21 protein-coding genes, 1 tRNA gene and 1 riboswitch are annotated in these 24705 nt (G+C 60.4%); of the genes, 13 read left to right on the top strand and 9 right to left on the bottom strand.

The annotated features are described in order from the left end of the window. The first annotated feature begins 2 nt into the window (after window positions 1–2). The 5 genes from ACF8MC_RS14650 (at window position 3) to ACF8MC_RS14630 (ending at window position 4920) form a co-directional block, all read left to right on the top strand. Complete coding sequence (locus tag ACF8MC_RS14650; protein ID WP_023456045.1) at window positions 3–125, top strand: GpE family phage tail protein; 123 nt, start codon at window positions 3–5, stop codon at window positions 123–125. Beyond that, window positions 118–2964 carry a phage tail tape measure protein gene (locus ACF8MC_RS14645; protein ID WP_033649050.1) on the top strand — a complete coding sequence of 949 codons (2847 nt, stop codon included), beginning with the start codon at window positions 118–120 and terminating at the stop codon, window positions 2962–2964. The genes ACF8MC_RS14650 and ACF8MC_RS14645 overlap by 8 nt, the downstream gene beginning before the upstream one ends. A gap of 4 nt (window positions 2965–2968) precedes the next feature. Beyond that, window positions 2969–3454: a phage tail protein gene (locus tag ACF8MC_RS14640; protein ID WP_015379102.1), complete on the top strand. Its 486-nt coding sequence runs from the start codon at window positions 2969–2971 to the stop codon at window positions 3452–3454. Then, entirely contained in the window at window positions 3451–4599 is a 1149-nt protein-coding gene (locus ACF8MC_RS14635) for a phage late control D family protein (RefSeq protein WP_033649051.1), read from the top strand. Before ACF8MC_RS14640 ends, ACF8MC_RS14635 begins: the two co-directional genes overlap by 4 nt. Window positions 4600–4689: 90 nt before the next feature. Further along, window positions 4690–4920: a DNA-binding transcriptional regulator gene (locus tag ACF8MC_RS14630; protein WP_071998163.1), complete on the top strand. Its 231-nt coding sequence runs from the start codon at window positions 4690–4692 to the stop codon at window positions 4918–4920. Between the two features lie 158 nt (window positions 4921–5078). On the opposite strand, the gene ACF8MC_RS14625 is transcribed toward ACF8MC_RS14630, so the two are convergent. Next, a tRNA-Ile gene (locus ACF8MC_RS14625) sits at window positions 5079–5154 on the bottom strand. A 146-nt stretch (window positions 5155–5300) separates the two neighbouring features. Here ACF8MC_RS14625 and mug point away from each other — a divergent pair. Further along, window positions 5301–5789, top strand: a complete 489-nt coding sequence (mug, locus tag ACF8MC_RS14620; protein ID WP_033654812.1) for a G/U mismatch-specific DNA glycosylase — start codon at window positions 5301–5303, stop codon at window positions 5787–5789. Between the two features lie 74 nt (window positions 5790–5863). On the opposite strand, the gene rpoD is transcribed toward mug, so the two are convergent. From rpoD to rpsU, 3 genes are all read right to left on the bottom strand, one after another. Continuing rightward, complete coding sequence (gene rpoD, locus ACF8MC_RS14615; RefSeq protein WP_033636080.1) at window positions 5864–7705, bottom strand: RNA polymerase sigma factor RpoD; 1842 nt, start codon at window positions 7703–7705, stop codon at window positions 5864–5866. A 157-nt stretch (window positions 7706–7862) separates the two neighbouring features. Then, window positions 7863–9611 (bottom strand): DNA primase, encoded by a 1749-nt coding sequence (gene dnaG, locus ACF8MC_RS14610; RefSeq protein ID WP_164105314.1) that lies wholly within the window; start codon window positions 9609–9611, stop codon window positions 7863–7865. 136 nt (window positions 9612–9747) lie between these two features. Next, a complete protein-coding gene (gene rpsU / locus ACF8MC_RS14605; RefSeq protein WP_001144069.1) occupies window positions 9748–9963 on the bottom strand; it encodes a 30S ribosomal protein S21 in 216 nt (71 codons plus the stop codon). Between the two features lie 325 nt (window positions 9964–10288). Here rpsU and tsaD point away from each other — a divergent pair, with 325 nt between their 5' ends. Next, window positions 10289–11302: a tRNA (adenosine(37)-N6)-threonylcarbamoyltransferase complex transferase subunit TsaD gene (gene tsaD / locus ACF8MC_RS14600; protein ID WP_164097517.1), complete on the top strand. Its 1014-nt coding sequence runs from the start codon at window positions 10289–10291 to the stop codon at window positions 11300–11302. A 30-nt stretch (window positions 11303–11332) separates the two neighbouring features. Here the strand turns inward: tsaD and plsY are convergent, their stop codons facing one another. Further along, window positions 11333–11971, bottom strand: coding sequence for a glycerol-3-phosphate 1-O-acyltransferase PlsY (gene plsY / locus ACF8MC_RS14595; protein ID WP_033636078.1), 639 nt, complete (start codon window positions 11969–11971; stop codon window positions 11333–11335). Between the two features lie 107 nt (window positions 11972–12078). Here plsY and folB point away from each other — a divergent pair, with 107 nt between their 5' ends. Further along, the gene (folB, locus tag ACF8MC_RS14590; RefSeq protein ID WP_033636077.1) at window positions 12079–12438 is read left to right on the top strand and encodes a bifunctional dihydroneopterin aldolase/7,8-dihydroneopterin epimerase; all 360 of its coding nucleotides are present in this window, start codon (window positions 12079–12081) and stop codon (window positions 12436–12438) included. Between the two features lie 136 nt (window positions 12439–12574). Further along, window positions 12575–13399 (top strand): undecaprenyl-diphosphate phosphatase, encoded by an 825-nt coding sequence (gene bacA / locus ACF8MC_RS14585; RefSeq protein WP_033654814.1) that lies wholly within the window; start codon window positions 12575–12577, stop codon window positions 13397–13399. Between the two features lie 39 nt (window positions 13400–13438). On the opposite strand, the gene ACF8MC_RS14580 is transcribed toward bacA, so the two are convergent. Both ACF8MC_RS14580 and ACF8MC_RS14575 read right to left on the bottom strand, forming a co-directional pair. After that, complete coding sequence (locus tag ACF8MC_RS14580) at window positions 13439–14683, bottom strand: multifunctional CCA addition/repair protein (RefSeq protein ID WP_033649056.1); 1245 nt, start codon at window positions 14681–14683, stop codon at window positions 13439–13441. A gap of 122 nt (window positions 14684–14805) precedes the next feature. Next, a complete protein-coding gene (locus ACF8MC_RS14575) occupies window positions 14806–15426 on the bottom strand; it encodes a TIGR04211 family SH3 domain-containing protein (RefSeq protein WP_019453078.1) in 621 nt (206 codons plus the stop codon). A 278-nt stretch (window positions 15427–15704) separates the two neighbouring features. Here ACF8MC_RS14575 and ACF8MC_RS14570 point away from each other — a divergent pair, with 278 nt between their 5' ends. From ACF8MC_RS14570 to hldE, 3 genes are all read left to right on the top strand, one after another. Beyond that, window positions 15705–17012 (top strand): inorganic triphosphatase, encoded by a 1308-nt coding sequence (locus tag ACF8MC_RS14570; protein ID WP_164105313.1) that lies wholly within the window; start codon window positions 15705–15707, stop codon window positions 17010–17012. A gap of 45 nt (window positions 17013–17057) precedes the next feature. Then, window positions 17058–19895 (top strand): bifunctional [glutamate--ammonia ligase]-adenylyl-L-tyrosine phosphorylase/[glutamate--ammonia-ligase] adenylyltransferase, encoded by a 2838-nt coding sequence (gene glnE, locus ACF8MC_RS14565; protein WP_164105312.1) that lies wholly within the window; start codon window positions 17058–17060, stop codon window positions 19893–19895. A 77-nt stretch (window positions 19896–19972) separates the two neighbouring features. Further along, window positions 19973–21403: a bifunctional D-glycero-beta-D-manno-heptose-7-phosphate kinase/D-glycero-beta-D-manno-heptose 1-phosphate adenylyltransferase HldE gene (gene hldE, locus ACF8MC_RS14560; protein WP_033636072.1), complete on the top strand. Its 1431-nt coding sequence runs from the start codon at window positions 19973–19975 to the stop codon at window positions 21401–21403. Between the two features lie 57 nt (window positions 21404–21460). Here the strand turns inward: hldE and ACF8MC_RS14555 are convergent, their stop codons facing one another. Beyond that, complete coding sequence (locus tag ACF8MC_RS14555) at window positions 21461–21736, bottom strand: accessory factor UbiK family protein (RefSeq protein WP_033654817.1); 276 nt, start codon at window positions 21734–21736, stop codon at window positions 21461–21463. Between the two features lie 147 nt (window positions 21737–21883). Then, window positions 21884–22044: riboswitch (FMN riboswitch) on the top strand. A 109-nt stretch (window positions 22045–22153) separates the two neighbouring features. Here ACF8MC_RS14555 and ribB point away from each other — a divergent pair. Then, window positions 22154–22807: a 3,4-dihydroxy-2-butanone-4-phosphate synthase gene (gene ribB / locus ACF8MC_RS14550; protein ID WP_033636071.1), complete on the top strand. Its 654-nt coding sequence runs from the start codon at window positions 22154–22156 to the stop codon at window positions 22805–22807. 53 nt (window positions 22808–22860) lie between these two features. On the opposite strand, the gene ACF8MC_RS14545 is transcribed toward ribB, so the two are convergent. Next, on the bottom strand, window positions 22861–24393 hold the full coding sequence (locus tag ACF8MC_RS14545) for an alkaline phosphatase (protein WP_164105311.1): 1533 nt from the start codon (window positions 24391–24393) through the stop codon (window positions 22861–22863). Between the last annotated feature and the right edge of the window lie 312 nt (window positions 24394–24705).

Below are 24705 nucleotides of genomic sequence, written 5' to 3'. Positions count from 1 at the left end.
TGATGGCGGACATCGCGGTGATCTTCCACTGGCCGCCGTCTGAAATGGCCGGAATGACGCTCACGGAGCTGTTGAACTGGCGCCATTTGGCACTGCAACGCAGCGGAGTTAATCACGATGAGTAAAAGCCTGCAGCTACAGGTGCTGCTGAAGGCCGTAGACCAAGCCACCCGCCCGCTAAAGAGTATCCAACAGGCAAGCAAACAGCTTGCCGGTGACATCAAAACCACGCAGCAAACCCTCAAGGCTCTGGACGCGCAAAGCGCCCGGATTGACGGGTTTCGCAAGGCGCAGGGCCAGCTCGCTGTTACCGGACGGGCCCTGAAAAACGCCAAGGCTGAAGCGGCGGCGCTGGCCGTCCAGTTCAAGGCGACGGAAAAGCCCACGGCGCAGCAAGCGCGCTTGCTGGAAGCATCAAAGCGCGCCGCCGCCGAGCTGCAGACGAAATACAACGGTCTGCGCCAGTCGGTGCAGCGCCAGCGTGACGCGCTCAACGCTGACGGCATCGCTACCCGGAACCTGAGCGCCGAACAGCGCCGGTTGAAGGCCAGCGCCAGCGAAGCCACGACAGCGCTGGGCCGCCAGCGCGGCGAGCTGGATCGCCTGAGCAAGAAGCAAGAGCAGGTTAACCGCGTCAGTGCGCGTTACCGTGCCGGGCAATCGGCAACCGCGGCTGTCCGTAATACCAGCGCGGCCGGGCTGGGTATCGCTACCGCCGGGCTGGTCGCTGAAGGGGCGTTTATTGCGCCGGGGGTGCAGTTCGACAGGCAGATGTCAGACACGCAAGCCACGTTAGGGCTGGCGAAGGATGACCAGCAACTGGCCGCCATTCGCCAGCAGGCGCGGGATATTGGCGCCACCACTGCGTTTTCGCCGACGGACGTCGCCCGCACGCAATCCGTATTGGCAAAATCCGGCTTTAACGGCGATGCCATTCTGAAATCGACCGAATCAACGGTAAATTTGGCGCTGGCCTCTGATCTGGACATCGCCGACGCGGCCGACATCATCACCAACATGCAATCGGCGTTTAACATGCCGATAGACGAGATCCAGCGCGTCGCGGACGTGATGACCAAAGGTTTCACCAGCTCGAACAGCAACCTGATGGATTTTGGCGAAGCGATGAAGTACGTCGCGCCGATCGCCGAGGCTGCCGGGGCCAGTATCGAGGACACCACCGCCTTGCTGGGCGTGTTGGCTGATAACGGCATCAAGGGGTCTATGGCCGGTACGGCGGCCAGTGCGATGTTTACGCGGTTACAGGCGCCCGTCGGGCAGGCGGCTGATGCGTTGTCAGAATTGGGCGTAAAAACAAAGGACGGCAAAGGGAACATGCTGCCGATCGCGAACATCCTCAAGAAAATTAACGGCTCGTTTAAAACCAACAAGCTCGGCACCGCGCAGCAGGCCGAATACCTGAAAGTCATTTTCGGCGAAGAGGCGATGAAAGGCGCTATCAAGCTGATTGATGCCGCCGGTAACGGCAAGCTGAGCGAAAAACACAGCACCGTCACCCAGTCAAAAGGGGCTACGGCCCAGATTGCCCGAGTGAAGGTGGACAACCTCGACGGCGACCTGAAAAACCTGTTTTCGGCGTGGGAAGATGTTCGCATTGAGGTGTTCGACGGCCAGAATTCAGCGCTGCGCAAACTCACGGTTTCCGCCACTGAATGGCTGACCAAGGCCGGGGCATGGGTGAAGGCTAATCCTGAGCTGGTCGGCACGCTGGTGAAAGTCACGGCGGGCGTTACGGCCCTGATCGGTGGCCTCGCTGCGCTGGGCCTTATTGCATGGCCGGTGATGGCCGGGGTCAATATGTTGATCGCCGGGGCCGGGCTGCTGGGAACGGTCTTTACCACCGTCGGCGCCGGGATTGCGGCCGCATTCAGTGTGATCACCTTGCCGGTGGTTGCGGCGGCGGCGGTGATTGCCGGTGTGGCGTTGACTATCCGTAAATATTGGGAGCCTATCAGCGCCTTTTTGACGGGCATCGGCGAAGGCTTCAGCGCCGCTTTCGCGCCGATGCGCGCCGCGCTTGTCCCGCTGGCAGGCGCATTTACGCCGCTGCTTAGCATGGTGCGCAACGTGTGGCAGTGGTTCGGCAAGCTGATCGAGCCGGTGAAATCCTCACAGGCCGAACTTCAGACCGCCGCGCGCTATGGCCGCATGTTTGGTGAGTGGATCGCGGCCGGATTGAGCCTGCCGCTGCAGCTGTTGGGCGGATTGCCCGGCCTGCTGACCGGCATCTGGGGCGTTGCGAGCGGTATCGCGGAGCGTGCCGCCGCCGTCTGGGACACCATCGGCGAGCGTGTTAACGCGGCATGGCTGGCGCTGAGCGCCGCCACGGTTCAGGCATGGGATCGGCTGACTGGCTGGCTTAATGGCAAATGGGAGGGGCTGGTAAATGGGGCTAAAGCGCTGCCGGGGCAGTTCAAAGAAGCCGGGATGAACATGATTAACGGGGTCATTGACGGCATTAGCGAGCGCTGGCAGGCGCTGAAAGACAAGTTTTCCAGCCTCACGGATATGCTGCCGGACTGGATGAAATTTGGCGACGATGAGGCGGAGGTTAACCCGTCGATTTCATACAATCGCCCGGCGCCTGAGCTGATGCCGGGGCCGGGCTATGCGGGGGCATTCGACAAGGGCGGCATCATCCCGCGCGGCCAGTTCGGCATCGTCGGCGAGCGTGGCCCGGAGATTGTCAACGGCCCGGCCAACGTCACCGGGCGCCGGAAAACGGCGGCGCTGTCGGCGGCGATGTTATCGCTGTCAACGCCGGTGATGGCGTCGGCCCCGGCTGCCGCATCCGCTACGGCGCCAGCCCCGATCACGATTCAGGTGTACGGCGCCCCCGGTCAAGACGCGGCATCTATTGCGCGCGAAGTCTCGCGCCAGCTTGAGGCCGAACGACGCAAACACGCGGCTGCCGCGCGCAGCCGCATGAACTACGAAGGGTAAAACCATGATGTTAACGCTGGGCCTGTTTGTTTTTATGCTGCAGACGCTGCCGTATCAGTCCATGAGCCGCAACGCGGAATATCGCTGGCCGAGCAACGCCCGCGTTGGCCTGCGCCCGGCGGCGCAATTTCTGGGGATGGATGAGGAAAAAATCACGCTGTCCGGGGTGCTGCTGCCGGAGATCACCGGCGGCCGCTGGTCACTGCTGACGCTGCAACTGATGGCCGAGCAGGGCCGGGCGTGGCCGCTGATTGAAGGCACCGGCACGATTTACGGCATGTTTGTGATCGAGTCGATTTCTGAAACGCATTCCGAGTTTTTCGCCGACGGCAGCCCGCGCCGCACAGAGTTCACGCTCAACCTGAAGCGGGTCGATGAATCCCTGTCTGCGATGTTTGGCGATCTGCGCCAGCAGGCCGGGGAGCTGTACGATAAAGCCGGAGAGATGGCCGGGAAGGCCGCCGGTGCTATGGGAGGGTTGTTATCATGATCACCGGCGTAAGCCTGCCAGCGGGGGCGCGAGTTGCCCCGGATTTTTCGCTGTTGCTGCAGGATAACAACATCACGCAGAACATCCGCAAGCGGCTGATTTCGCTGTCGCTGACGGATAACCGGGGCTTTGAGGCCGACCAGCTCGACATCGAGCTGGACGACAGCGACGGACTTATGGCGATGCCTCAGCGCAATGCGGTACTGTCGCTGGCGCTCGGCTGGCAAGGCTCGCCATTGACGCCAAAGGGCCAGTTTACGGTCGATGAAGTCGAACACCGGGGCGCGCCGGACACGCTGACTATTCGCGCGCGTAGTGCGGATTTTCGCGGCTCGCTGAACACCCGGCGCGATGAGTCCTACCACGACACCACCCTGGGCGACATTGTGCTGAAGGTGGCTGCGCGCAATAAGCTGAAAGCCTCGCTGGCCGCCGGTCTGGGCACCATCAAAATCAGCCATATTGACCAGACGCAGGAGACGGACGCGGCATTTATTACCCGGCTGGCAACGCTCAACGGCGCGGTGGCGGCGGTGAAAAATGGCGTTCTGCTGTTGTTGCGACCGGGGAACGGCGCCACGGTAGGCGGGAAGCCATTGCCGGTGTATACCATCACCCGGCAGGATGGCGATCAGCACAGTTTCAGCATTGCCGATCGGGATGCCTACACCGGCGTGACGGCGAGCTGGCTTAACACAAAACAGCCGAAGCCGAAGAAAGTGAAGCTGCAGCGCAAGCCAAAAGAGCAGCATTTGCGTGCGCTGCAACACCCGAAGGCGAAGCCGGGCAGCAGTAAAAAACCGGGGAAACCGGCGGAGGCGGCGAAAGGCGACTATCTGGTGGGGGCTGACGATAACGTGTTTGCGATCACCAAAATTTACGCCACCAAGGCCGCCGCGATGCGCGCCGCACAGGCCAAGTGGGAAAAGCTTCAGCGCGGTGTGGCTGAGTTCTCTCTGTCGCTCGCCATGGGGCGGGCTAACATCACCCCAGAGACGCCGGTACGCGTCAGCGGGTTTAAAGCGGCGATCGATGCGCAAGACTGGATAGTGAGCAAAGTTACGCACAATTTGAGTAACGGCGGTTTTACGACGGCGCTGGAGTTTGAGGTTTTGCTGTCGGATGTGAATTATGAAGTCACATAAAGTGAATTGTAAATTCACTTAAAGTTTATTCTGTTTCTAGTCCTGAGAGGTATTATCGGCGGCAACAGTGTTAGTGACGAGGAATTAATCATGTTTCATTGCCCGTTATGCAGAACAGCGGCACATGCCCGCACTAGTCGTTACCTGAGCCAACACACGAAAGAGCGTTATCATCAGTGCCAAAATATTAACTGCGGTCACACGTTTAAAACGATGGAAACCTATGATAGCGCGATCATGACGCCGGGGCAGGTAGATGCAGTGCCGCCGCATCCGGTCGGTGCCAGTGTGGCAGGACAGCAACAGGTTATGTGGATGTAATCAGCCCATAGAAAAATAGCCCGCTTAGTGCGGGCTTTTTTATGTCTAAAGCAAAGTGGCGGCAAAAACCCATCGCCATTTCATCGCCACTGTGATTTGTGATAATAAAAAAGCCACCTCAAGAGGTGGCTTAACTATATGATTTTAAAGCTAAAATTTGGTGGCCCCTGTTGGGTTTGAACCAACGACCAAGCGATTATGAGTCGCCTGCTCTAACCACTGAGCTAAGGGGCCAAGCCGCGAGATTATAGGGAATCCTTAAGCGGCGGTCTACTGTTACTCGCCCGTATGTTGCTTTTCTGCACAGTTCTAGCCTGTTGTAATTGCTGGCGGATTTTGCGATAACCGCAGTAAATCCCTGCAATGGACTCACGACACTCATGGAACTTCTGGCGCCCAATCTGCGGGTGGTGTTTTGCGGCATCAACCCCGGTCTTTCTTCCGCCCATCAGGGCTATCCTTTCGCCAACGGCAGCAATCGCTTCTGGAAGGTGGTCCATCAGGCCGGCTTTACCGAGAGCCAGCTGGCGCCGGAGCAGTGGCAGCAGTTGAAGGACAACGGCTGCGGCATTACCGCGCTGGTGGCGCGCCCGACGGTGGCGGCCAGCGAGCTGTCGCGCGACGAGCTGCGCAGCGGCGGCGAGGCGCTGCAAGAGAAGATCCTGCGCTACCAGCCGCGCGCGCTGGCGATTTTGGGCAAGCAGGCGTTCACCACCGCCTTCGGGGTGAAAAACGCGCCCTGGGGCAAGCAGACGCTGACGTTGGGGGAAACCGAGGTGTGGGTATTGCCCAACCCCAGCGGATTGAACCGCGCCACCCTGGAGCAGCTTACCGCCAGCTATCGCGAGCTGTTCCTGGCGCTGCAATGATGCGGCGAGGCGTATTCAGGGCATAAAAAAACCCCGGCAGGCCGGGGTTTTTGTTTTTGCTGCGGCAGCCGGACTTAGTCGTCCAGGAAGCTGCGCAACACTTCGGAGCGGCTTGGGTGACGCAGCTTGCGCAGCGCTTTGGCTTCGATCTGACGGATACGCTCACGGGTAACGTCAAACTGCTTGCCGACCTCTTCCAGCGTGTGGTCGGTGTTCATGTCGATACCGAAACGCATGCGCAGCACTTTCGCTTCGCGCGCGGTCAGGCCGGCCAGCACGTCGTGGGTGGCGGAGCGCAGGCTTTCCGAGGTCGCGGAATCCAGCGGCAGCTCGAGGGTGGTGTCCTCGATGAAGTCGCCCAGATGCGAATCTTCGTCGTCGCCGATCGGCGTCTCCATCGAGATTGGCTCTTTGGCGATCTTCAGCACCTTGCGGATCTTGTCTTCCGGCATCAGCATGCGCTCGGCCAGCTCTTCCGGCGTCGGTTCGCGGCCCATCTCTTGCAGCATCTGGCGCGAAATACGGTTGAGCTTGTTGATGGTCTCAATCATATGCACCGGAATACGGATGGTGCGCGCCTGGTCGGCGATGGAGCGGGTGATAGCCTGACGGATCCACCAGGTGGCGTACGTCGAGAACTTGTAGCCGCGGCGGTATTCGAACTTGTCTACCGCTTTCATCAGGCCAATGTTGCCTTCCTGAATCAGATCCAGGAACTGCAGGCCGCGGTTGGTGTATTTCTTGGCGATGGAAATAACCAGACGCAGGTTGGCCTCAACCATTTCTTTCTTCGCGCGGCGCGCTTTCGCTTCACCGATCGACATGCGACGGTTGATGTCTTTGACCTGCTCAATGGTCAGGCCGGTTTCTTCTTCGATCTGACGCAGTTTCTGCAGGCTGCGCTGCACGTCTTCGGCCACGTCTTTCAGCTTTTCCGACCATGGCTTGGCCATCGCCAGCGCGGCTTCGAACCAGGAATCGCTGGTTTCGTTGCCGGCGAACAGGGTGACGAAGTTTTTCTTCGGCATTTTGCACTGTTCAACGCACAGCTTCATGATGATGCGTTCCTGGGTGCGAACGCGGTCCATCATGGTGCGCATGCTGTTGACCAGGAAGTCGAACTGTTTCGGCACCAGGCGGAACTGCTTGAACACTTCGGACAGCTTCAGGATCTCGTCCGCGGCGCTGGCGTGGCTGCGGCCGTTCTTCTTGATCACCAAGCGCGTCGCTTCATACTGATCGCGCAGCTCGGCGAACTTCTGACGCGCCAGCTCAGGATCGATGCTGTTGTCGTCTTCGGTGTCGTCCTCTTCGGCATCCTCATCTTCTTCGTCGTCGTCTTGCTCTTCGCTCGACAGTTCGGAACCGATGTGGGTGGCGGTTGGGGCGATGTCCTCTTCCGCGTTAGGATCGACGAAGCCGGTGATCAGGTCGGACAGGCGCGCTTCGCCCGCTTCGACGCGATCGTACTGTTCAAGCAGGTAGGTAATGGCTTCCGGGTATTCGGCAACCGAGCACTGCACCTGGTTGATGCCGTCTTCGATGCGCTTGGCGATGTCGATTTCGCCTTCGCGCGTCAGCAGTTCGACGGTACCCATTTCGCGCATGTACATGCGCACCGGGTCGGTGGTGCGGCCGATTTCGGATTCCACGCTGGACAGAACCTGTGCGGCGGCTTCTTCCGCATCTTCGTCCGTGCTGTTCGAGTTTTCGGCGAGCAGCAGGTCATCGGCGTCCGGTGCTTCTTCCATCACCTGGATGCCCATGTCGTTAATCATCTGGATGATGTCTTCGATCTGATCGGAGTCGACGATATCTTCCGGCAGATGGTCATTGACCTCAGCATAGGTCAGATAGCCTTGCTCCTTACCACGGGTGACAAGTAGCTTCAGCTGTGACTGCGGGTTTTGCTCCATAAGACGGTATCCACACTTCAGAGTATTTAGGTTGGTGTCGGTCGGCGAAACCGCCAACAATAGCATTTGGGGCGTTTTCGTTATCGCCGCGGCCCACTATGGCGGCACTGTGCAGGGCTCTGCCCTCGCAATTATCGGCACTTAAGCCGTTTGGTATTCAGTTTTTCTTCGCTAAAACCTGGTTGAGGGAACGGACTTCTTCACGTTCCTCCGGGCTCAGGCCGCGCGTTCTGGCCTGGGCGATCAGCGTTTCCAGCCGTTGCTCGAGCACCGAGTCGTACAGGCTGGCCAACGTATCCAAAAAGGTCTGCTCGACCATATCCTCAACGATCATATGGTTCCAGGTCGCCAAGGTTTCAAGCTGCTGGCTGAATTTGTTGTCGCGATACAGCTCCAGCAATTGCCCGGTCGTCAGGCCCGGCTGCGCCAAACAGGTCTGCACCAGTTCGACGAACAGCGGCAATCCCGCCTGTTTGGTCTGCTCCAGCCCTTCAAGCGAAGGGATAAGTGTAGCCAACTGCGGATTTTGCACCAGTAGCCCTATCAGTATACGCATGGTTGTGCGTTTTAGCTGGGGCGCCTGATAAGGATTCGCATTTTCCGCCTGCTTGGGCATCAGCTTGTCGAGCTGGCTGTCGTCCAGCAGCCCCAGCTTGTTGCCGAGCTCCTGGCGCAGGTACAAGCGCAACGTTTCGCCCGGCACCTGAGTAATCAGCGGCAGCGCCAGCGTGCTCAGCTTAGCGCGCCCGTCCGGGCTGCTCAGATCCACCTGCGGCAGCAGGCTTTCGAACAGGAAAGTGGACAGCGGCTGCGCCTGCTCCATTCGCTGTTCGAAGGCTTCTTTGCCTTCCTTGCGCACCAGGGTGTCCGGGTCTTCGCCGTCAGGCAAAAACATGAACCGCAGCTGGCGCCCGTCGTTCAGGTACGGCAACGCGGTTTCCAACGCCCGCCATGCCGCTTCGCGGCCGGCGCGGTCGCCGTCGTAACAGCAGACGACGTTGTCGGTGGCGCGGAACAGCAGCTGAATGTGTTCAGCCGTCGTCGAGGTTCCGAGCGAGGCGACGGCATAATCGATGCCGAATTGCGCCAACGCCACCACGTCCATATACCCTTCCACCACCAGCAGCCGCTGCGGGGTAGGGTGGTTCTGCTGTGCTTCATACAGGCCGTAAAGCTGGCGGCCCTTATGGAAAACTTCGGTTTCCGGCGAGTTCAGGTACTTCGGCATGCCATCGCCCAATACGCGGCCGCCGAAGGCGATCACGCGCCCGCGTTTGTCGCGGATGGGGAACATCACCCGTTCGCGGAAACGGTCGTACGAACGCCCCTGATCGTTAGTCACCAGCATGCCGGCATCGTTCAATGCGCGGCGCGAGTCGGCGTCGCGGCCGAAACGCTTCAGGGCGTTGTCCCATCCCGCCGGCGCGAAGCCGATGGCGAAATGGCGAATAACGTCGTCACTTAATCCGCGCTGCTGCAAATAGCTGCGCGCCGGTGCCCCGGAGGACTGCTGCAGTGACTGTTGATAGAACGCGCTGAGCTGCTCCATCAGTTGGTACAGGCTCTGGCGCTGATGGCGTTCGATCTGGGTTGGCCCGGTGCCCGCTTCGTAAGGCACTTCCAGCCCGTGCATGGTCGCCAGCTCTTCGATGGTTTCGACAAACTCAAGCCGGTCGTAATTCATCAAAAAGTCGACGGCGTTACCGTGCGCACCACACCCAAAACAGTGATAAAACTGCTTTTCGCCATTAACGGTAAATGAAGGCGTCTTTTCGTGGTGGAACGGACAGCACGCGTGGTAGTTCTTGCCTTGCTTCTTGAGCTTCACGCGGGCGTCGATCAGATCGACGATGTCGGTGCGAGCCAGCAAGTCATTGATAAATACGCGCGGAATTCGTCCAGCCATAAGCCCTTACTTCATTAGCCTATAAACGAGAACAAGCCGCGCATTCCTTTCGGAAAGCACGGCCTTCGTATGCAACTACTCGGTCTGCGCGATTTTGAAAATCAGAAATTCACGCGGTGGGGTTGCCCCCGAAGAATTAATACAGACGAGTGCGGCGTGCGTTTTCGCGAGCCAGTTTCTTCGCGTGACGTTTCACAGCAGAAGCTTTAGCGCGTTTACGTTCGGTAGTTGGTTTTTCATAAAACTCACGACGACGAACTTCAGCTAAAACACCCGCTTTTTCGCAAGAGCGTTTGAAACGACGCAGAGCAACGTCAAATGGCTCGTTTTCACGTACTTTAATTACCGGCATGTGCCTCTCACCTCAATAAAATTCGGTTTGTTGCTGGCCAAGCGCCAGCCTTTTCAAAATGGTGCGGAATTTTACTCCAATGGATGCTGCTTTGTAAAGCACCACAGCAAATTGAAACCCGCGTCGCTCTGCCGCAACGTGCGCAATTTTGCACCGGGCGCTGATTATAGACTAATCAGAAAAAAATGCTCGTGTTTAATCGCATGGGCATTTTCTGGACGAATCATCGACATAGGTGCGAGCCGGTGACAAGATGCGCCGCGCCGGCGGTAAATGCGGCGGAATGTGGTAGACTGGCGGCCGCACGTGAATGATGGGAAATGTAATGCGAGTACTGGGTATAGAAACGTCCTGCGATGAAACCGGAATTGCAGTGTATGACGATCAAACCGGTTTGTTGGCCAACCAATTATACAGCCAGGTGAAGCTGCACGCCGACTACGGCGGCGTGGTGCCGGAACTGGCCTCCCGCGATCACGTGCGCAAAACCGTGCCGCTGATTCAGGCGGCGCTGAAAGAGGCCAACCTGACCCCGGCCGACATCGACGGCGTGGCCTACACCGCCGGGCCGGGTCTGGTGGGGGCGCTGCTGGTCGGCGCGACCGTCGGGCGCGCGCTGGCGTTCGCCTGGAACGTGCCGGCGGTGCCGGTGCACCATATGGAAGGCCACCTGCTGGCACCGATGCTGGAAGACAATCCGCCGGCATTCCCGTTCGTCGCGCTGCTGGTCTCCGGCGGCCACACCCAGCTGATCAGCGTCACCGGCATCGGTGAGTATGAGCTGCTGGGCGAGTCGATCGACGACGCGGCCGGCGAAGCGTTCGACAAGACCGCCAAGCTGCTCGGCCTGGATTATCCCGGCGGGCCGATGCTGTCGAAGATGGCGCAGCAGGGCACGGCGGGGCGCTTCACCTTCCCGCGGCCGATGACCGATCGTCCGGGGCTGGACTTCAGTTTCTCCGGGCTGAAAACCTTCGCCGCCAACACCATCCGCTCCAACGGCAACGATGATCAGACGCGTGCCGACATCGCCCGCGCCTTCGAGGATGCGGTGGTGGATACGCTGGCGATCAAATGCAAACGCGCGCTGGAGCAGACCGGCTTCAAGCGCCTGGTGATGGCCGGCGGCGTAAGCGCCAACCGCACGCTGCGCACCAAACTGGCGGAGATGATGCATAAACGCGGTGGGGAAGTGTTCTATGCCCGCCCGGAATTTTGCACCGACAACGGCGCGATGATCGCCTATGCCGGCATGGTGCGCCTGAATAGCGGCGCCAACCCGGAGCTGAGCGTTTCGGTGCGGCCGCGCTGGCCGCTGGCGGAATTGCCTGCGGTATAAAACAAAGGGCCGGATTATCCGGCCCTTCTGCTATTCGTCTTTCGGCTGGTCGCCGTTATCCGCGTCGTTTTTCTTCTTGCGCAGCTTGCCCCAAATCTTGCCTTCCTGGCCGCGCCACAGGCGCTGAATATTGTCGTGATGCCGCATCAGGATCAGGCAGGAGAGCATCGCCACCGGGAAGGTGAACTGCGGTTTGAACCACCAGACGTAGAACGGGGCGATCAGCGCGCTGACGATGGCGCCGAGCGAAGAGTAACCGCTGAGCAGCACCGTCAACAGCCAGGTACCGGTCATCAGGCCGGTCAGATCCCAGCCGATAGGCGCGATGGCGCCAAATGCCGTCGCCACGCCTTTACCGCCACGGAAGTGGAAGAACACCGGATAGATGTGCCCCAGACAGGCGGCGATCGCCGTCAGGCCGAGGTACAGCGGCGGCACATCGAGTTTGTAGGCCAGCCAGACCGGCAGCATCCCTTTCAGAATATCGAACACCAGCACCGCCGCCGCCGCCAGCCGGCCGCCGATGCGCAGGACGTTGGTCGCCCCGGGGTTTCCTGAGCCATGTTCACGCGGATCCGGCAGCCTGGCGATCCGGCAAACCAGGATCGCACTGGAAATCGAGCCGCACAGATACGCGAAGATAATCATGCCAAGCGCGGTAGCACTCATAACGCGGTTCCGTTTAATAATGGTCGTTTTACTCGCAACATCCATGGATAATACGCACATTCCGCTGGAAGTGGTATCCGGCAAGGCCAAAAACAGAGAATGACGTGATGGATATCGTATTTATTGAAGAGCTTACCGTAATTACCACCATTGGCGTTTATGAGTGGGAACAGGGTATTCGTCAGAAGCTGGTGTTCGATATCGAAATGGGCTGGGATAACCGGCCGGCCGCCGCCAGCGACGACGTAACTGACTGTCTGAGCTATGCCGACGTGAGCGACGCCGTGATCCGGCACGTTGAATCGAACCGGTTCGCGCTGGTGGAACGCGTGGCGGAGGAAATATCCGAAATTTTGCTTCAGCGCTTCAATTCCCCGTGGGTCCGTATTAAGGTCAGCAAACCGGGCGCTGTAGCACATGCCAATCGGGTCGGCGTGATCATTGAGCGCGGCACTCGTCCCGCATGATTTTATGTCATCTGCTTGCAACGAAAGACCGTTAAGCTGGTCTTAATCCTGAGAATTGTTTTAGCGGCATTGTCTTTAAGCACTGCCGCTTTTTTATGTTTATGTTAGTCGCAAATTTATGGGGTGAGCGAAGCACATGACGGACATGCATTCACTGTTTATTGCGTTTGTTCTTGGGGTTGTTGAGGGATTAACCGAATTTCTGCCGGTGTCTTCCACCGGGCATATGATCATCGTTGGCGAGTGGCTGGGCTTTACCGGCGACAAAGCCAAGACCTTTGAAGTCATCATCCAACTGGGGTCGATCCTGGCGGTGGTAGTGATGTTCTGGCGCCGGTTGTTCGGCCTGATCGGCATCCATTTCGGCGGCAAGCCGGTGGAGCACGAGGGCAAAACCCGCGGCCGGCTGAAGCTGGGGCACATCCTGTTGGGGATGATCCCGGCAGTGGTGCTGGGGTTGATATTCCACGATGTCATTAAATCGCTGTTCGCGCCGAAAAACGTGATGTACGCGTTGGTGGTCGGCGGCCTGCTGCTGTTGACGGCGGAATGGCTGAAGCCGAAGAAGCCGCGTGCGGAAGGGCTGGATGACATCACCTACCGGCAGGCGTTTTTGATCGGTTGCTTCCAGTGCCTGGCGCTGTGGCCGGGCTTCTCCCGTTCGGGAGCGACCATCGCCGGTGGCATGCTGGTGGGCGTAAACCGCTATGCGGCGTCCGAGTTCTCCTTCATCCTGGCGGTGCCGATGATGATAGGCGCCAGCGGCCTGGATCTGTACAAGAGCCTGCACTTCCTGACCTGGGGCGACCTGCCGATGTTCGCCGTCGGTTTCGTTACTGCCTTCGTGGTGGCGCTGATTGCGATCAAGACCTTCCTGTCGCTGATCAAACGCATCTCGTTCGTGCCGTTCGCCATCTACCGCTTTATCGTGGCGGCCGTGGTTTACATGGTGTTCCTGTAAGCCCGATGCCAGGAAAAAAACCCGCTCCGCGGGGTTTTTTTATGCCTGATCGTTGAGGATGGTTTGATTGAGCTTCCAGTCGGCCAGCGCCTGCTGGCGACGGCGTTTGAGCTCGTCGCGGATCGCGGTGCCCTGCAGCCCGCTGGCTACCACTTCTTTAATAGATACCGCGTTCGCCACCTGATACGCCTGGCGCAGATAGTCGCCCTGCGGATAAGGATTCTCCTCAAAGCCGGTGCGGCCGCGCGCATCCGCTTCGCTGGTCAGGATCATCTGCTCCAGCCGTTGCGGTTTGCGCCAGACGTCGATGGCGTCGAACAGCTTCAACAGGGTCTCCGGACGCAGCTTGTTCACGGTGTGGATCAAATCATGGTACTCGGCCACCAGCTTGCTCAAATCCCGTACCGGGTTGGGCACCCGCAGCCGCTGGCACAGCGCTTCGACCAGCCGCACGCCCGCCGGGCCGTGGCCGTGGTGATGCGGCCAGAACTCTTTCGGCGTCAACCCTTTGCCGAGATCGTGGCACAGGGTGGCGAAGCGCACGTCCACCTCCGGCGTGAGGCGGGCGGCAATCGCCAACGCCATCAGCGTGTGTACGCCGGTGTCGATCTCCGGGTGCCACTTGGCGGGAGCCGGCACGCCGAACAGCGCATCGATTTCAGGGAACAGCACCGCCAGCGCACCGCAATCGCGCAGCACCTGAAAATAGACCTGCGGGCTCTGGCTTTGCAGCGCCTTTTCGGTTTCCTTCCAGACGCGTTCGGCGGTCAGCGCGGCCAGTTCACCGCTGTGCGCCATCTGGCGCATCAGGGCGAGCGTTTCGTCGGCGATGCGAAAACCCAGATGGGCGAAGCGGGCATTGAATCGCGCCACGCGCAATACGCGCAGCGGATCTTCGCCGAACGCGTCGGAAACGTGGCGCAGCACGCGCGCCTGCAGATCGGCCACGCCGCCGTAAGGATCAATCAGCTCTCCTTCGGCGGAGCGGGCGATGGCGTTGATGGTCAGATCGCGCCGCAGCAGATCTTCTTCCAGCGTCACGTCCGGCGCGGCATAGCAGGTAAAACCGGTGTACCCCTGGCCGGATTTGCGCTCGGTGCGCGCCAGCGCGTACTCCTCGTGGGAGTCGGGGTTGAGGAACACCGGAAAATCTTTACCGACCTGCTGGTAGCCCAACGCCAGCAGCTCTGCCGGCGTGGCGCCCACCACCACCCAATCATGATCGACCACCGGAATATTGAGCAGGCTGTCGCGAACGGCGCCGCCGACCAGATAAATCTGCACTGTTGACTCCTGAATATCGTGTAAGGCTCTGTCTATCAGATTACATGAATTGGCCGCGGGATGTCGGCGCCAATGAAAAGGGCGCCCGCAGGCGCCCATACTCAAACTGAACGATACTGAGATCAGTTCATCCAGCGGTTGTTGTTCTTGCGGCGCGGGATCAGGTGCGGCAACAGCAGGCCCAGCAGCAAACCGACGCCGGCGACGCCGCCGCCGTACATGAACCACTGCAGGATAATGGTGCGCTGCTTGTCGTCGAGCTGCAGGTTAACGGCGTTGACCTTCTTCTGCGCGACCACCAGCTGGTTTTTCAGATCCTGGTTTTCCTTCTGCAGGCTGCTGATGGTGCTGTCGCTGCCCGCGACTTTTTCCTGCATTTCCGAGGTACGCTGGTTCCAGGTGTTGTCGATGTTGGCCAGCTTGTCGGTCAGGGTTTTCACCTGCTGTTCCAGCTCGGGCACGCGGGTGCGCAGGCTTGGCGTCTGGCTGAGCTGGTCGAGCGGGATCCAGGTGGTGCGGCCTTTCGGATCGCGGATCTGGCCGTAGTTGGTGCTGTCGTTGACGCTCAGCAGGGTCACTTCTTCACCGGCGTTGAGAGTGCCGACAATACGGTACTGATTACCTGGGCCGCTATGGACGTAAGTGCTTAACTCATCGGAGATATAGCGTTTATCTTCGGCATGTGCGGCCCAAGTGATGCTGAAGCTCAGCGCGGCAAGGCAAATCAGGCGTAATTTCTGCATTAGTTCATCGTTTCTGGGTGAATTTATGGAACGATAGTAGAGGGTTCAGTCTGACGACGCAACGCCAAAACCGGAATGAGAACTATCTTACTGTGGCTGATTCTGTGAGTTGCGCAGTGTTTTATAACGTAACAGGTTTTTTCTACAGTTAGCAGGGTTAAGGCGCCGGGAATCGCGGTAAGATAACGGCAACTGTGCGTCAGTGGGCAGCATACGGCGGGCCGAACGCGCCGCGCTGAAACCGACGTGAATGCATAACTTATTGGTGTTAAAGAATTATGACCGTTGAAATTGAACTGAAATTCATCGCCGCGCCGCAAGCGGTGGCCGCTCTGCCACACTGGCTCGCCGCCTGGCCGCATCAGCATTCCGCGCCGCAAAAACTGACCAACATTTACTTCGAAACGGCCGACAACTTCTTGCGCCGTCACGACATGGGGCTGCGCATTCGCGGTTTCGACGATCGCTATGAGATGACCATCAAAACCGCCGGTAAAGTGGTGGGCGGCCTGCACCAGCGCCCGGAATACAATGTCGCTATCGCCGAGCCGCAGCTGGCGCTGGCGCAGTTTCCTGCCGACATTTGGCCGCAGGATTGCGATATCGCAGCGTTGCAGCAGGCGTTGCAACCGCTGTTCCGTACCGATTTCGTGCGTGAGAAGTGGGTGGTTACTTGCGGCCAAAGCGAGATAGAGATTGGCCTGGATCAGGGCGAGGTGCGCGCCGGTGATCTCAGCGAAGCCTTGAGCGAGATCGAGCTGGAGCTGCTGAAAGGCAATACCGCCGATCTGCTGGCGTTGGCCGGTGAGCTGGCGGCGCACGACGGGCTGCGTCAGGGCAGCCTGAGCAAGGCGGCGCGCGGTTACCACCTGGCGCAGGGCAATCCGCCGCGCGAGGTGCGCCCGCTGCGGGTGCTGAAGCCGGCGGCGAAGGCGACCGTGGAGCAGGGGATGATCGCCGCCTTCGAGCTGGCGCTGAGCCACTGGCAGTACCATGAAGAGCTGTGGCTGCGCGGCGACGCGCAGGCGCGCGCTTCGGTGATTGAGGCGGTCGGCACGATCCGCCAGGCGCTGGTGATCTTCGGCGGCCTGGTGCCGCGCAAGGCCAGCGCCGATCTGCGCGCCCGCCTGACCGAGCTCGAGCCGCTGTTGGCGGACAAAGCCGCGCAACCAGAGAGCCTGTGCTACAGCGCGGCCTACCTGCAATGTAAGTTAGCGCTCACATCATGGCTGGTGAGCGGCGCCTGGCGGCCGTTTATCGACGCCAAAGGGCAGGCCAAGCTGGACGGTTCTTTCAAACGCTTCAGCGACATCATGCTGGGGCGCAGCGGCGCGGAGCTGAAAGAGGCCTTCAGCCGTACGCTGAACGAAGATGAATATCAGGAACAATTGCCGCGCCTGACGCGTCAGATTTCGGCGCTGGTCCTGCTGTCGGGCGCCTACCCCGACGAGCAGACCGGCCCTTATATCGAGGCCTGGCGCGAACTGCAGGCGGCGCTGAGCGAGCGCCGCCAGGGCTGGTATGAAGCCAGCCGCAAACAGGCCTTATCGCATGCGCCATTCTGGTTAAACGGCGCGCTTCGTTAATCAAGCCGGCCCGCCAGCCGTGGGCCGCAGAACGGGTCATACACTATGTCGCCACTTTCAGCCGCGTTACAGGCTCAGGCACAGCAGGTTGTGCAGCGTTTTCAGGAAGTTCACGGCGCGGACAGCGCCTTTAGCGAGCAGGAGCAGTGGGTGCTGGCGTCGAGCGACTTCGTCAGCGACGCACTGCTCGCCCAGCCGGCCTGGCTGGCGACGCTGCGCGAACAACCGCCGGCGCCCGGCGAGTGGCAACACTATGCCGCCTGGCTGCAGGACGAGCTGGAAGAGGTGCGCGATGAGGCGCAGCTGATGCGCACGCTGCGTCTGTTTCGCCGCGAAACGCTGGTGCGCATTGCCTGGGCGCAGGCGCAGGGGCTGTGTTCGACAGAAGAAACGCTGCTGCAGCTGAGCGGGCTGGCGGAGACGCTGATCGTCAGCGCGCGCGACTGGCTGTACCAAACCTGCTGCCGCGAGTGGGGCACGCCGTGCAATGCCGACGGTGAACCGCAGCCGCTGCTGATCCTCGGCATGGGCAAGCTGGGCGGCGGCGAGCTGAACTTCTCGTCGGACATCGATCTGATCTTCGCTTATCCGGAAAACGGCCAGACCCAGGGCGGGCGGCGCGAGCTGGACAATGCCCAGTTCTTCACCCGCCTGGGCCAGCGGCTGATCAAGGCGCTGGATCAGCAGACCATCGACGGCTTCGTCTATCGCGTCGACATGCGGCTGCGGCCGTTCGGCGACAGCGGCCCATTGGTGATGAGCTTCGCGGCGCTGGAAGACTACTATCAGGAGCAGGGGCGCGACTGGGAGCGCTATGCGATGGTGAAGGCGCGCCTGATGGGCGGGGCGGAAGACGCCTACAGCCAGGAGCTGCGCAAAACGCTGCGGCCGTTCGTGTTCCGTCGCTATATCGATTTCAGCGTCATCCAGTCTTTGCGCAACATGAAGGGCATGATCGCCCGTGAAGTGCGGCGGCGCGGCCTGAAGGACAACATCAAGCTGGGCGCCGGCGGCATTCGCGAAATCGAATTCATCACCCAGGTATTTCAGCTGATCCGCGGCGGCCGTGAGCCGGCGCTGCAGGGGCGTTCGCTGCTGCCGACGCTGCAGGCGGTGGGTGAGCTGGGGCTGCTGGAGGCCGAGCAGGTGCGGGCGCTGAGCGCCGCCTACCTGTTCCTGCGGCGGCTGGAGAATCTGCTGCAGGCGATCGGCGATCAGCAAACCCAGACGCTGCCGCAGGATGCGCTCGACCAGGCGCGGCTGGCCTACGGCATGGGGCTGGCGGATTGGCCGGCGCTGATGGCGACGCTGGAGGTGCACATGCAGGCGGTGCGGGCGGTGTTCGACGATCTGATCGGCGACGATAGCCCGGATGTCGGCGAAGATCCCGACTACCAGCACTATCACAGCCTGTGGCAGGACGCGCTGGAGGAAAACGAGCTGGCGCCGCTGACGCCGCACCTGGACGAAGAGGGGCGCCGACAGATGCTGCGCACCATCGCCGATTTCCGCCATGACGTCGACAAGCGCACCATCGGCCCGCGCGGCCGCGACGTGCTCGATCAGCTGATGCCGCGCCTGCTGGCGGAAGTGTGCCCGCGCCAGGACGCGCCCACCGCGCTGGTGCGGCTGGCGCAGCTGCTGCTCAGCATCGTCACCCGCACCACTTACCTCGAACTGCTGGTTGAGTATCACGCGGCGCTCAGCCATCTGATCCGTCTGTGCGCCGCTTCGCCGATGGTTGCCAACCAGCTGTCGCGCTACCCGCTGTTGCTGGACGAACTGCTGGATCCGGCCACGCTGTATCAGCCGGTGGCGCTGGACGCCTACCGCAGCGAGCTGCGCCAGTACCTGCTGCGGGTGCCGGAAGACGACGAAGAGCAAAAGCTGGAGGCGCTGCGCCAGTTCAAACAGGCGCAGCAGCTGCGCATCGCCGCAGCGGATATCGCCGGCGCGCTGCCGGTGATGAAAGTGAGCGACCACCTGACTTATCTGGCGGAGGCGATCATCGACGCGGTGGTGCAACAGGCCTGGAGCGACATGGTGGCGCGCTACGGCCAGCCGACCCATCTGCAGGAGCGCGAAGGGCGCGGCTTTGCGGTGATCGGCTACGGCAAGCTGGGCGGCTGGGAGCTGGGTTACAGTTCCGATCTCGATCTGGTGTTCCTGCTGGATTGCCCGCCGGAGGTGATGACCGACGGCGATCGCTGCATCGACGGCCGCCAGTTCTACCTGCGGCTGGCGCAGCGGGTGATGCATCTGTTCAGCACCCGCACTTCCTCCGGCATTCTGTATGAGGTGGACGCGCGTCTGCGGCCTTCCGGCGCCGCGGGGATGCTGGTCAGCACCGTCGAGGCGTTCGCCGATTACCAGCAAAACGAAGCCTGGACCTGGGAACATCAGGCTCTGGTGCGCGCGCGCATCGTGCATGGCGACCCGGCGCTGCACCAGCAGTTCGACGCGATTCGGCGCGAAATCCTGTGCAAAACGCGTGATGCGGAGACCCTGAAGCGCGAAGTGCGCGAGATGCGCGAAAAGATGCGCAACCATCTCGGCAACAAGCAGCGCGATCTGTTTGATATCAAAACCGATGAGGGCGGCATTACCGACATCGAATTTATCGCCCAATATCTGGTCTTACGCTATGCGCCGGATGAACCGCGGCTGACGCGTTGGTCGGACAACGTGCGCATCTTCGAGCTGATGGCCAATTACGACATCATGCCGGAAGAGGAGGCGCGCGCGCTGACCCAGGCCTATGTCACCATGCGCGACGAGATCCACCATCTGGCGCTGCAGGAGCATTCCGGCAAGGTCGGCAGCGAGCTGTTCACCGCCGAGCGCGAGCAGGTGCGCGCCAGCTGGGCCAAATGGCTGGATTAATACCTTTTTGCGGGTATTCCGGCGGTCTGTGGTAATATCTGCGCCACTAAAATTTTGTTCTTTTTTGGAGTTATCGGATGAAAGTTACGCTGCCTGATTTTCGCCGCGCCGGTGTGCTGGTGGTCGGTGACGTCATGTTGGATCGCTATTGGTATGGGCCGACCAGCCGCATTTCACCGGAAGCCCCGGTGCCGGTGGTCAAGGTCGACACCATCGAAGAGCGTCCCGGCGGCGCGGCTAACGTGGCGATGAACATCGCTTCGCTGGGCGCCAATTCCCGCCTGGTGGGCCTGACCGGCATCGACGATGCGGCGCGGGCGCTGAGCGCCAAGCTGAATGAAGTCAACGTGCGCTGCGACTTCGTCTCGGTGCCGACCCATCCGACCATCACCAAGCTGCGCGTGCTGTCGCGCAACCAGCAGCTGATCCGTCTCGACTTCGAAGAAGGCTTCTCCAACGTCGATCCGCAGCCGATGCTGGAGCGCATTCAGCAGGCGCTGCCGCAGATCGGCGCGCTGGTGCTGTCCGATTACGCCAAGGGCGCGCTCAGCCAGGTGCAGGGCATGATCCAACTGGCGCGCGCCGCCAAGGTGCCGGTGCTGATCGATCCGAAAGGCTCTGACTTCGAGCGCTATCGCGGCGCGACGCTGCTGACGCCGAACCTGTCCGAGTTCGAAGCGGTGGTGGGCCACTGCAAGGATGAGGCGGAACTGGTGGCGCGCGGCATGAAGCTGGTGGCGGATTTCGAGCTGTCGGCGCTGTTGGTCACCCGTTCCGAACACGGCATGACGCTGCTGCAGCCGGGCGTTGAGCCGCTGCACCTGCCGACCCAGGCGCAGGAAGTGTTCGATGTGACCGGCGCCGGCGACACCGTGATCGGCGTGCTGGCCGCTTCGCTGGCCGCCGGCAATTCGCTGGAAGAGTCCTGCTTCCTGGCCAACGCCGCCGCCGGCGTGGTGGTGGGCAAGCTCGGTACCTCTACCGTGTCGCCAATCGAGCTGGAAAACGCGGTGCGCGGCCGGGCCGAAACCGGCTTTGGCGTGATGACCGAAGCGCAGTTGAAAACCGCTGTTGCTCAGGCGCGTCAGCGCGGCGAGAAAGTGGTGATGACCAACGGCATTTTCGACATTCTGCACGCCGGCCACGTCTCCTATCTGGCCAACGCCCGCAAGCTGGGCGACCGCCTGATCGTGGCGGTGAACAGCGACGCCTCGACCAAACGCCTGAAAGGGGAAAAACGCCCGGTCAACGCGCTGGAGAATCGCATGATCGTGCTGGGCGCGCTGGAAGCGGTGGATTGGGTGGTGCCGTTCGAAGAGGACACGCCGCAGCGCTTGATCGCCGACATTCTGCCGGATCTGCTGGTGAAAGGCGGCGATTACAAACCGGAAGAGATTGCCGGCAGTGCGGAAGTGTGGGCCAACGGCGGCGATGTCAAAGTGTTGAACTTTGAAGACGGGCTGTCGACCACCAACATCATCAAAGCGATCAAAGACGGGCGCGGCTAACGCCGGGCGACCGAAAGAACAGGGGCGCGCGGTTCAGGTGCGCGCCCTTGGCGGGAATTATTCGTCTTCCTGTTTGGCGGCCGGCGCCGCGCTCAGCTTGCTTTCCAGCTCGGCCAGGCGCTGTTCCAACAGCGCCAGCTTCTCGCGGGTGCGCAACAGCACCTGAGTCTGCACGTCGAACTCTTCGCGGTTAACCAAATCCAGGCGGGTCAGCTGCGACTGCAGCACCTGACGGATTTTTTTCTCAACGTCTTCCCCGAATTCACGAACGCCTTTAGGCATGGACTCATGAACCTGGCGTGCGATTTGTTCGATTTTTTTCGGGTCAATCATGGCGTATCCCTTTCAGAGTTTAATTGCTGCCGCTTAGTGTAATGCGAGTTGCCCGCCGGATAAACACCATTAAGCGCATTCGCCGCGCGTGGCCGAATTGTGCTTTTGCCAATTGCCCTGCCTACCCATTAGCGTTATAGTCATCCTGCTTATTCTCAGGGCGGGGTGAAAGTCCCCACCGGCGGTAAATCACCTTCTACGGTGAAAGCCCGCGAGCGCTCAGCCAGCCTGTAAAGGCCGGTTAGAGGTCAGCAGATCCGGTGCAATTCCGGGGCCGACGGTTATAGTCCGGATGGGAGAGAGTAACGGTATCTGCCGGGCTTGCGCCCGCTTGCGTTATTTTTTTAGCTATTGCTAGCTACTCCTCAAGATCGCCCTGGTTCTGGTAATCCATAATTTTTAATGAGGTTTTTTACCATGAATCAGACGCTACTTTCAGACTTCGGCACGCCGACAGAACGCGTTGAACGCGCGATCGACGCACTGCGCAACGGGCGCGGCGTAATGGTGCTCGATGATGAAAACCGTGAAAACGAAGGTGACATGATCTTCGCCGCGGAAACCATGACCGTTGAGCAGATGGCGCTGACCATTCGCCACGGCAGCGGTATCGTGTGCCTGTGCATCACCGAAGAACGCCGTCAGCAGCTTGAGCTGCCGATGATGGTGACCAACAACTCCAGCCAGTTCCAGACCGCCTTCACCGTGACCATCGAAGCGGCGCAGGGCGTGACCACCGGGGTTTCCGCTTCCGATCGCCTGACCACCATCCGTGCGGCGGTGGCAGACAGCGCCAAGCCGAGCGACCTGAACCGTCCGGGCCACGTGTTCCCGCTGCGCGCGCAGCCGGGCGGCGTGCTGAGCCGTCGTGGCCACACCGAAGCGACCATCGATCTGGTTTCCATGGCCGGTTTCAAACCTGCCGGCGTGCTGTGTGAACTGACCAACGACGATGGCAGCATGGCGCACGCGCCGGAAGTGATCGCCTTCGCCAAACAGCACGACATGGTGGTGCTGACCATCGAGGATCTGGTGGCCTACCGCCAGGCGCACGAGAAAAAGGCCAGCTGATAGCCGGTCGCTTTCAACGATAAAAAAAGCCGCGTAACGCGGCTTTTTTGTGGCTATCGTTCTGACAGGCGTTCGCCGATGCGGCTGGCGTAATTCATCACGTGGAAGGTGTAGTTCTCTTCCACCGTACCCTGGAACAGATGGGCCCAGGGGCCGATGGCGTAGATGCCGAGATCTTCCCCGCCGTGGGTCTCGCTTTTCAGCGGCACCAGCGCCGGCTGAATAAAGTCGGGCGCGGTGGCCTGTTCCATGGTCAATGTCGGGCGTTCGGTCAGCGGGATCGTGCCGCCGGGGCCATTGGCGAAGCCGACGGTGGTGTAAGGTTTCCCGTCGCTGCCCAGCCGCGGTTTGCCGTCGACGCCGACGGAAATGCCGAGGATAGGATTACCCCGCTTGGCATAGCCGGCGATGGTCAATGTGTGGCTGTGATCGCCGGTCACGATCACCAGGGTTTCGTCCAGGTTGACCTTGTCGACGATGGTTTTCACCGCCTCGTTCAGGGCGACCGCGTCGCTCAGCGTACGGTAGGCGTTACCGTTGTGGCTACCGTGATCGATGCGTCCGCCCTCCACCAACAGCAGGTAGCCTTCGGGATTCCTGGCCAGAATATCGATGGCCTTACCGGTCATTTCCGCCAGCGAGGGTTCTCCCGCTGCGTCTTGCCGCCGATCGTGCTCGAAGTTCATGTGCGACGGCTCGAACAGGGCCAGCAGATGATCGACCTTACCCGGTTCGATTTTGTCGAACTGCGCCTGATTCCAGACGTATTGCCCGCGCTCGCCATAGCGTTGCAGCCAGGCCTGCGTCAGATCGCGGCCATCCTTTCTGGCGCCTTTCTTGCCGGGGTATTCCGGATCGCTCACGCTATCGGGCAGGAAGTTGGCGCGCCCGCCGCCCATTGCCACGTTAAGGCCGTCGCCGTACTTCATTTCCACCAGCTGGCGCGCGATATCGCGGCAGCCTGCGGCCAGAGCCGCTGCCGGCATTTTGGCGTCGGATTCCCAATCGCGGTTGGCGATATGGGCATAGGTCGCGCCCGGCGTGGCGTGGGTGATGGTGGCGGTCGTCACGGCGCCGGTGGCCATGCCGAGCGTTGCGGCCATCTCCCACAGCGTGGTGACGGTCTTGGTTTGCTGATCCTCGCAATTGTTGAGGGTGGCCGTATGGTTGAGGCCCATCAGATCGTTGATGGTTTTGACGCCGGTGGTCATCGCCACCGCGCTGGGCGCGGAGTCGGTGATTTGGGCGTCGGCGGAGTAGGTTTTGGCCGCCGCCAGATAGGGGAAGGCCTCCCAGGCCAGCACGTTGGATTCGCCGTCCACGCCGCGCTGCTGCCCTTCAAAAATGCGGGCAGCGGTCACGGTGGAAAACCCCATGCCGTCGCCGACCACCAGAATGACGTTTTTGGCGCGGTTGGTGTTTGGCGTCTGTTTCAACCGCTGTTGCAGCTGAGCTTGCGCCTGAAGGAAGTAAGGATCTTCGCGCTGCGTCAGCTGCGCGTTGTCCGCCGCGCCGGCGGTGGCCGTCCAGCCGGCGAGTAAGGATATGGAAAGCGCCAGGCGGGTTGCCAGTGTGAGTCTGAACATGAATTCCTCCTTGGTGAGACGTAATTCCCATCGCGCGGCGGGGTTGCCTGCTCCCGTCGGCAGAGGAGGAGTGTATAGATCGCGTTAACAAAAAATACATAAATTATTCACAAATTAGATCTGTGTGGCAGTAATGTCATGGCATTCACTGATATTATTAATCTATTGAAATATATTAAATTTTTATCTTTCTGTCTGCCGGCGCATTCCTCCGCTTTTAATTCAAATTTATTGAAGATCTTCATCACGGTTATCCGGCTGTGTTGGCGCGGCAAAGCGCGTAATGTAGCGGCATAGCACAATTTGAACTAA

Source organism: Serratia sp. LACPHL-BACT-2024-00286 (genome assembly GCF_043109535.1).
Lineage (GTDB): Bacteria > Pseudomonadota > Gammaproteobacteria > Enterobacterales > Enterobacteriaceae > Serratia > Serratia sarumanii.
Note: the sequence above shows the minus strand (reverse complement) of the source record. Positions and strands in the feature narration are given on the sequence as shown.

What these genes read in the sequence shown, in the direction of transcription:
- ACF8MC_RS14635 (WP_033649051.1), top strand. Translation starts at nt 3,451, where the DNA reads ATGATCACCGGCGTAAGCCTGCCAGCGGGGGCGCGAGTTGCCCCGGAT.
- ACF8MC_RS14645 (WP_033649050.1), top strand. Translation starts at nt 118, where the DNA reads ATGAGTAAAAGCCTGCAGCTACAGGTGCTGCTGAAGGCCGTAGACCAA.
- plsY (WP_033636078.1), bottom strand. Translation starts at nt 11,971, where the DNA reads ATGAGTGCTACCGCGCTTGGCATGATTATCTTCGCGTATCTGTGCGGC.
- ACF8MC_RS14640 (WP_015379102.1), top strand. Translation starts at nt 2,969, where the DNA reads ATGATGTTAACGCTGGGCCTGTTTGTTTTTATGCTGCAGACGCTGCCG.
- tsaD (WP_164097517.1), top strand. Translation starts at nt 10,289, where the DNA reads ATGCGAGTACTGGGTATAGAAACGTCCTGCGATGAAACCGGAATTGCA.
- ribB (WP_033636071.1), top strand. Translation starts at nt 22,154, where the DNA reads ATGAATCAGACGCTACTTTCAGACTTCGGCACGCCGACAGAACGCGTT.
- ACF8MC_RS14575 (WP_019453078.1), bottom strand. Translation starts at nt 15,426, where the DNA reads ATGCAGAAATTACGCCTGATTTGCCTTGCCGCGCTGAGCTTCAGCATC.
- ACF8MC_RS14630 (WP_071998163.1), top strand. Translation starts at nt 4,690, where the DNA reads ATGTTTCATTGCCCGTTATGCAGAACAGCGGCACATGCCCGCACTAGT.
- rpsU (WP_001144069.1), bottom strand. Translation starts at nt 9,963, where the DNA reads ATGCCGGTAATTAAAGTACGTGAAAACGAGCCATTTGACGTTGCTCTG.
- glnE (WP_164105312.1), top strand. Translation starts at nt 17,058, where the DNA reads ATGTCGCCACTTTCAGCCGCGTTACAGGCTCAGGCACAGCAGGTTGTG.
- ACF8MC_RS14650 (WP_023456045.1), top strand. Translation starts at nt 3, where the DNA reads ATGGCGGACATCGCGGTGATCTTCCACTGGCCGCCGTCTGAAATGGCC.
- dnaG (WP_164105314.1), bottom strand. Translation starts at nt 9,611, where the DNA reads ATGGCTGGACGAATTCCGCGCGTATTTATCAATGACTTGCTGGCTCGC.
- ACF8MC_RS14570 (WP_164105313.1), top strand. Translation starts at nt 15,705, where the DNA reads ATGACCGTTGAAATTGAACTGAAATTCATCGCCGCGCCGCAAGCGGTG.
- mug (WP_033654812.1), top strand. Translation starts at nt 5,301, where the DNA reads ATGGAACTTCTGGCGCCCAATCTGCGGGTGGTGTTTTGCGGCATCAAC.
- ACF8MC_RS14555 (WP_033654817.1), bottom strand. Translation starts at nt 21,736, where the DNA reads ATGATTGACCCGAAAAAAATCGAACAAATCGCACGCCAGGTTCATGAG.
- bacA (WP_033654814.1), top strand. Translation starts at nt 12,575, where the DNA reads ATGACGGACATGCATTCACTGTTTATTGCGTTTGTTCTTGGGGTTGTT.
- ACF8MC_RS14545 (WP_164105311.1), bottom strand. Translation starts at nt 24,393, where the DNA reads ATGTTCAGACTCACACTGGCAACCCGCCTGGCGCTTTCCATATCCTTA.
- hldE (WP_033636072.1), top strand. Translation starts at nt 19,973, where the DNA reads ATGAAAGTTACGCTGCCTGATTTTCGCCGCGCCGGTGTGCTGGTGGTC.
- folB (WP_033636077.1), top strand. Translation starts at nt 12,079, where the DNA reads ATGGATATCGTATTTATTGAAGAGCTTACCGTAATTACCACCATTGGC.
- rpoD (WP_033636080.1), bottom strand. Translation starts at nt 7,705, where the DNA reads ATGGAGCAAAACCCGCAGTCACAGCTGAAGCTACTTGTCACCCGTGGT.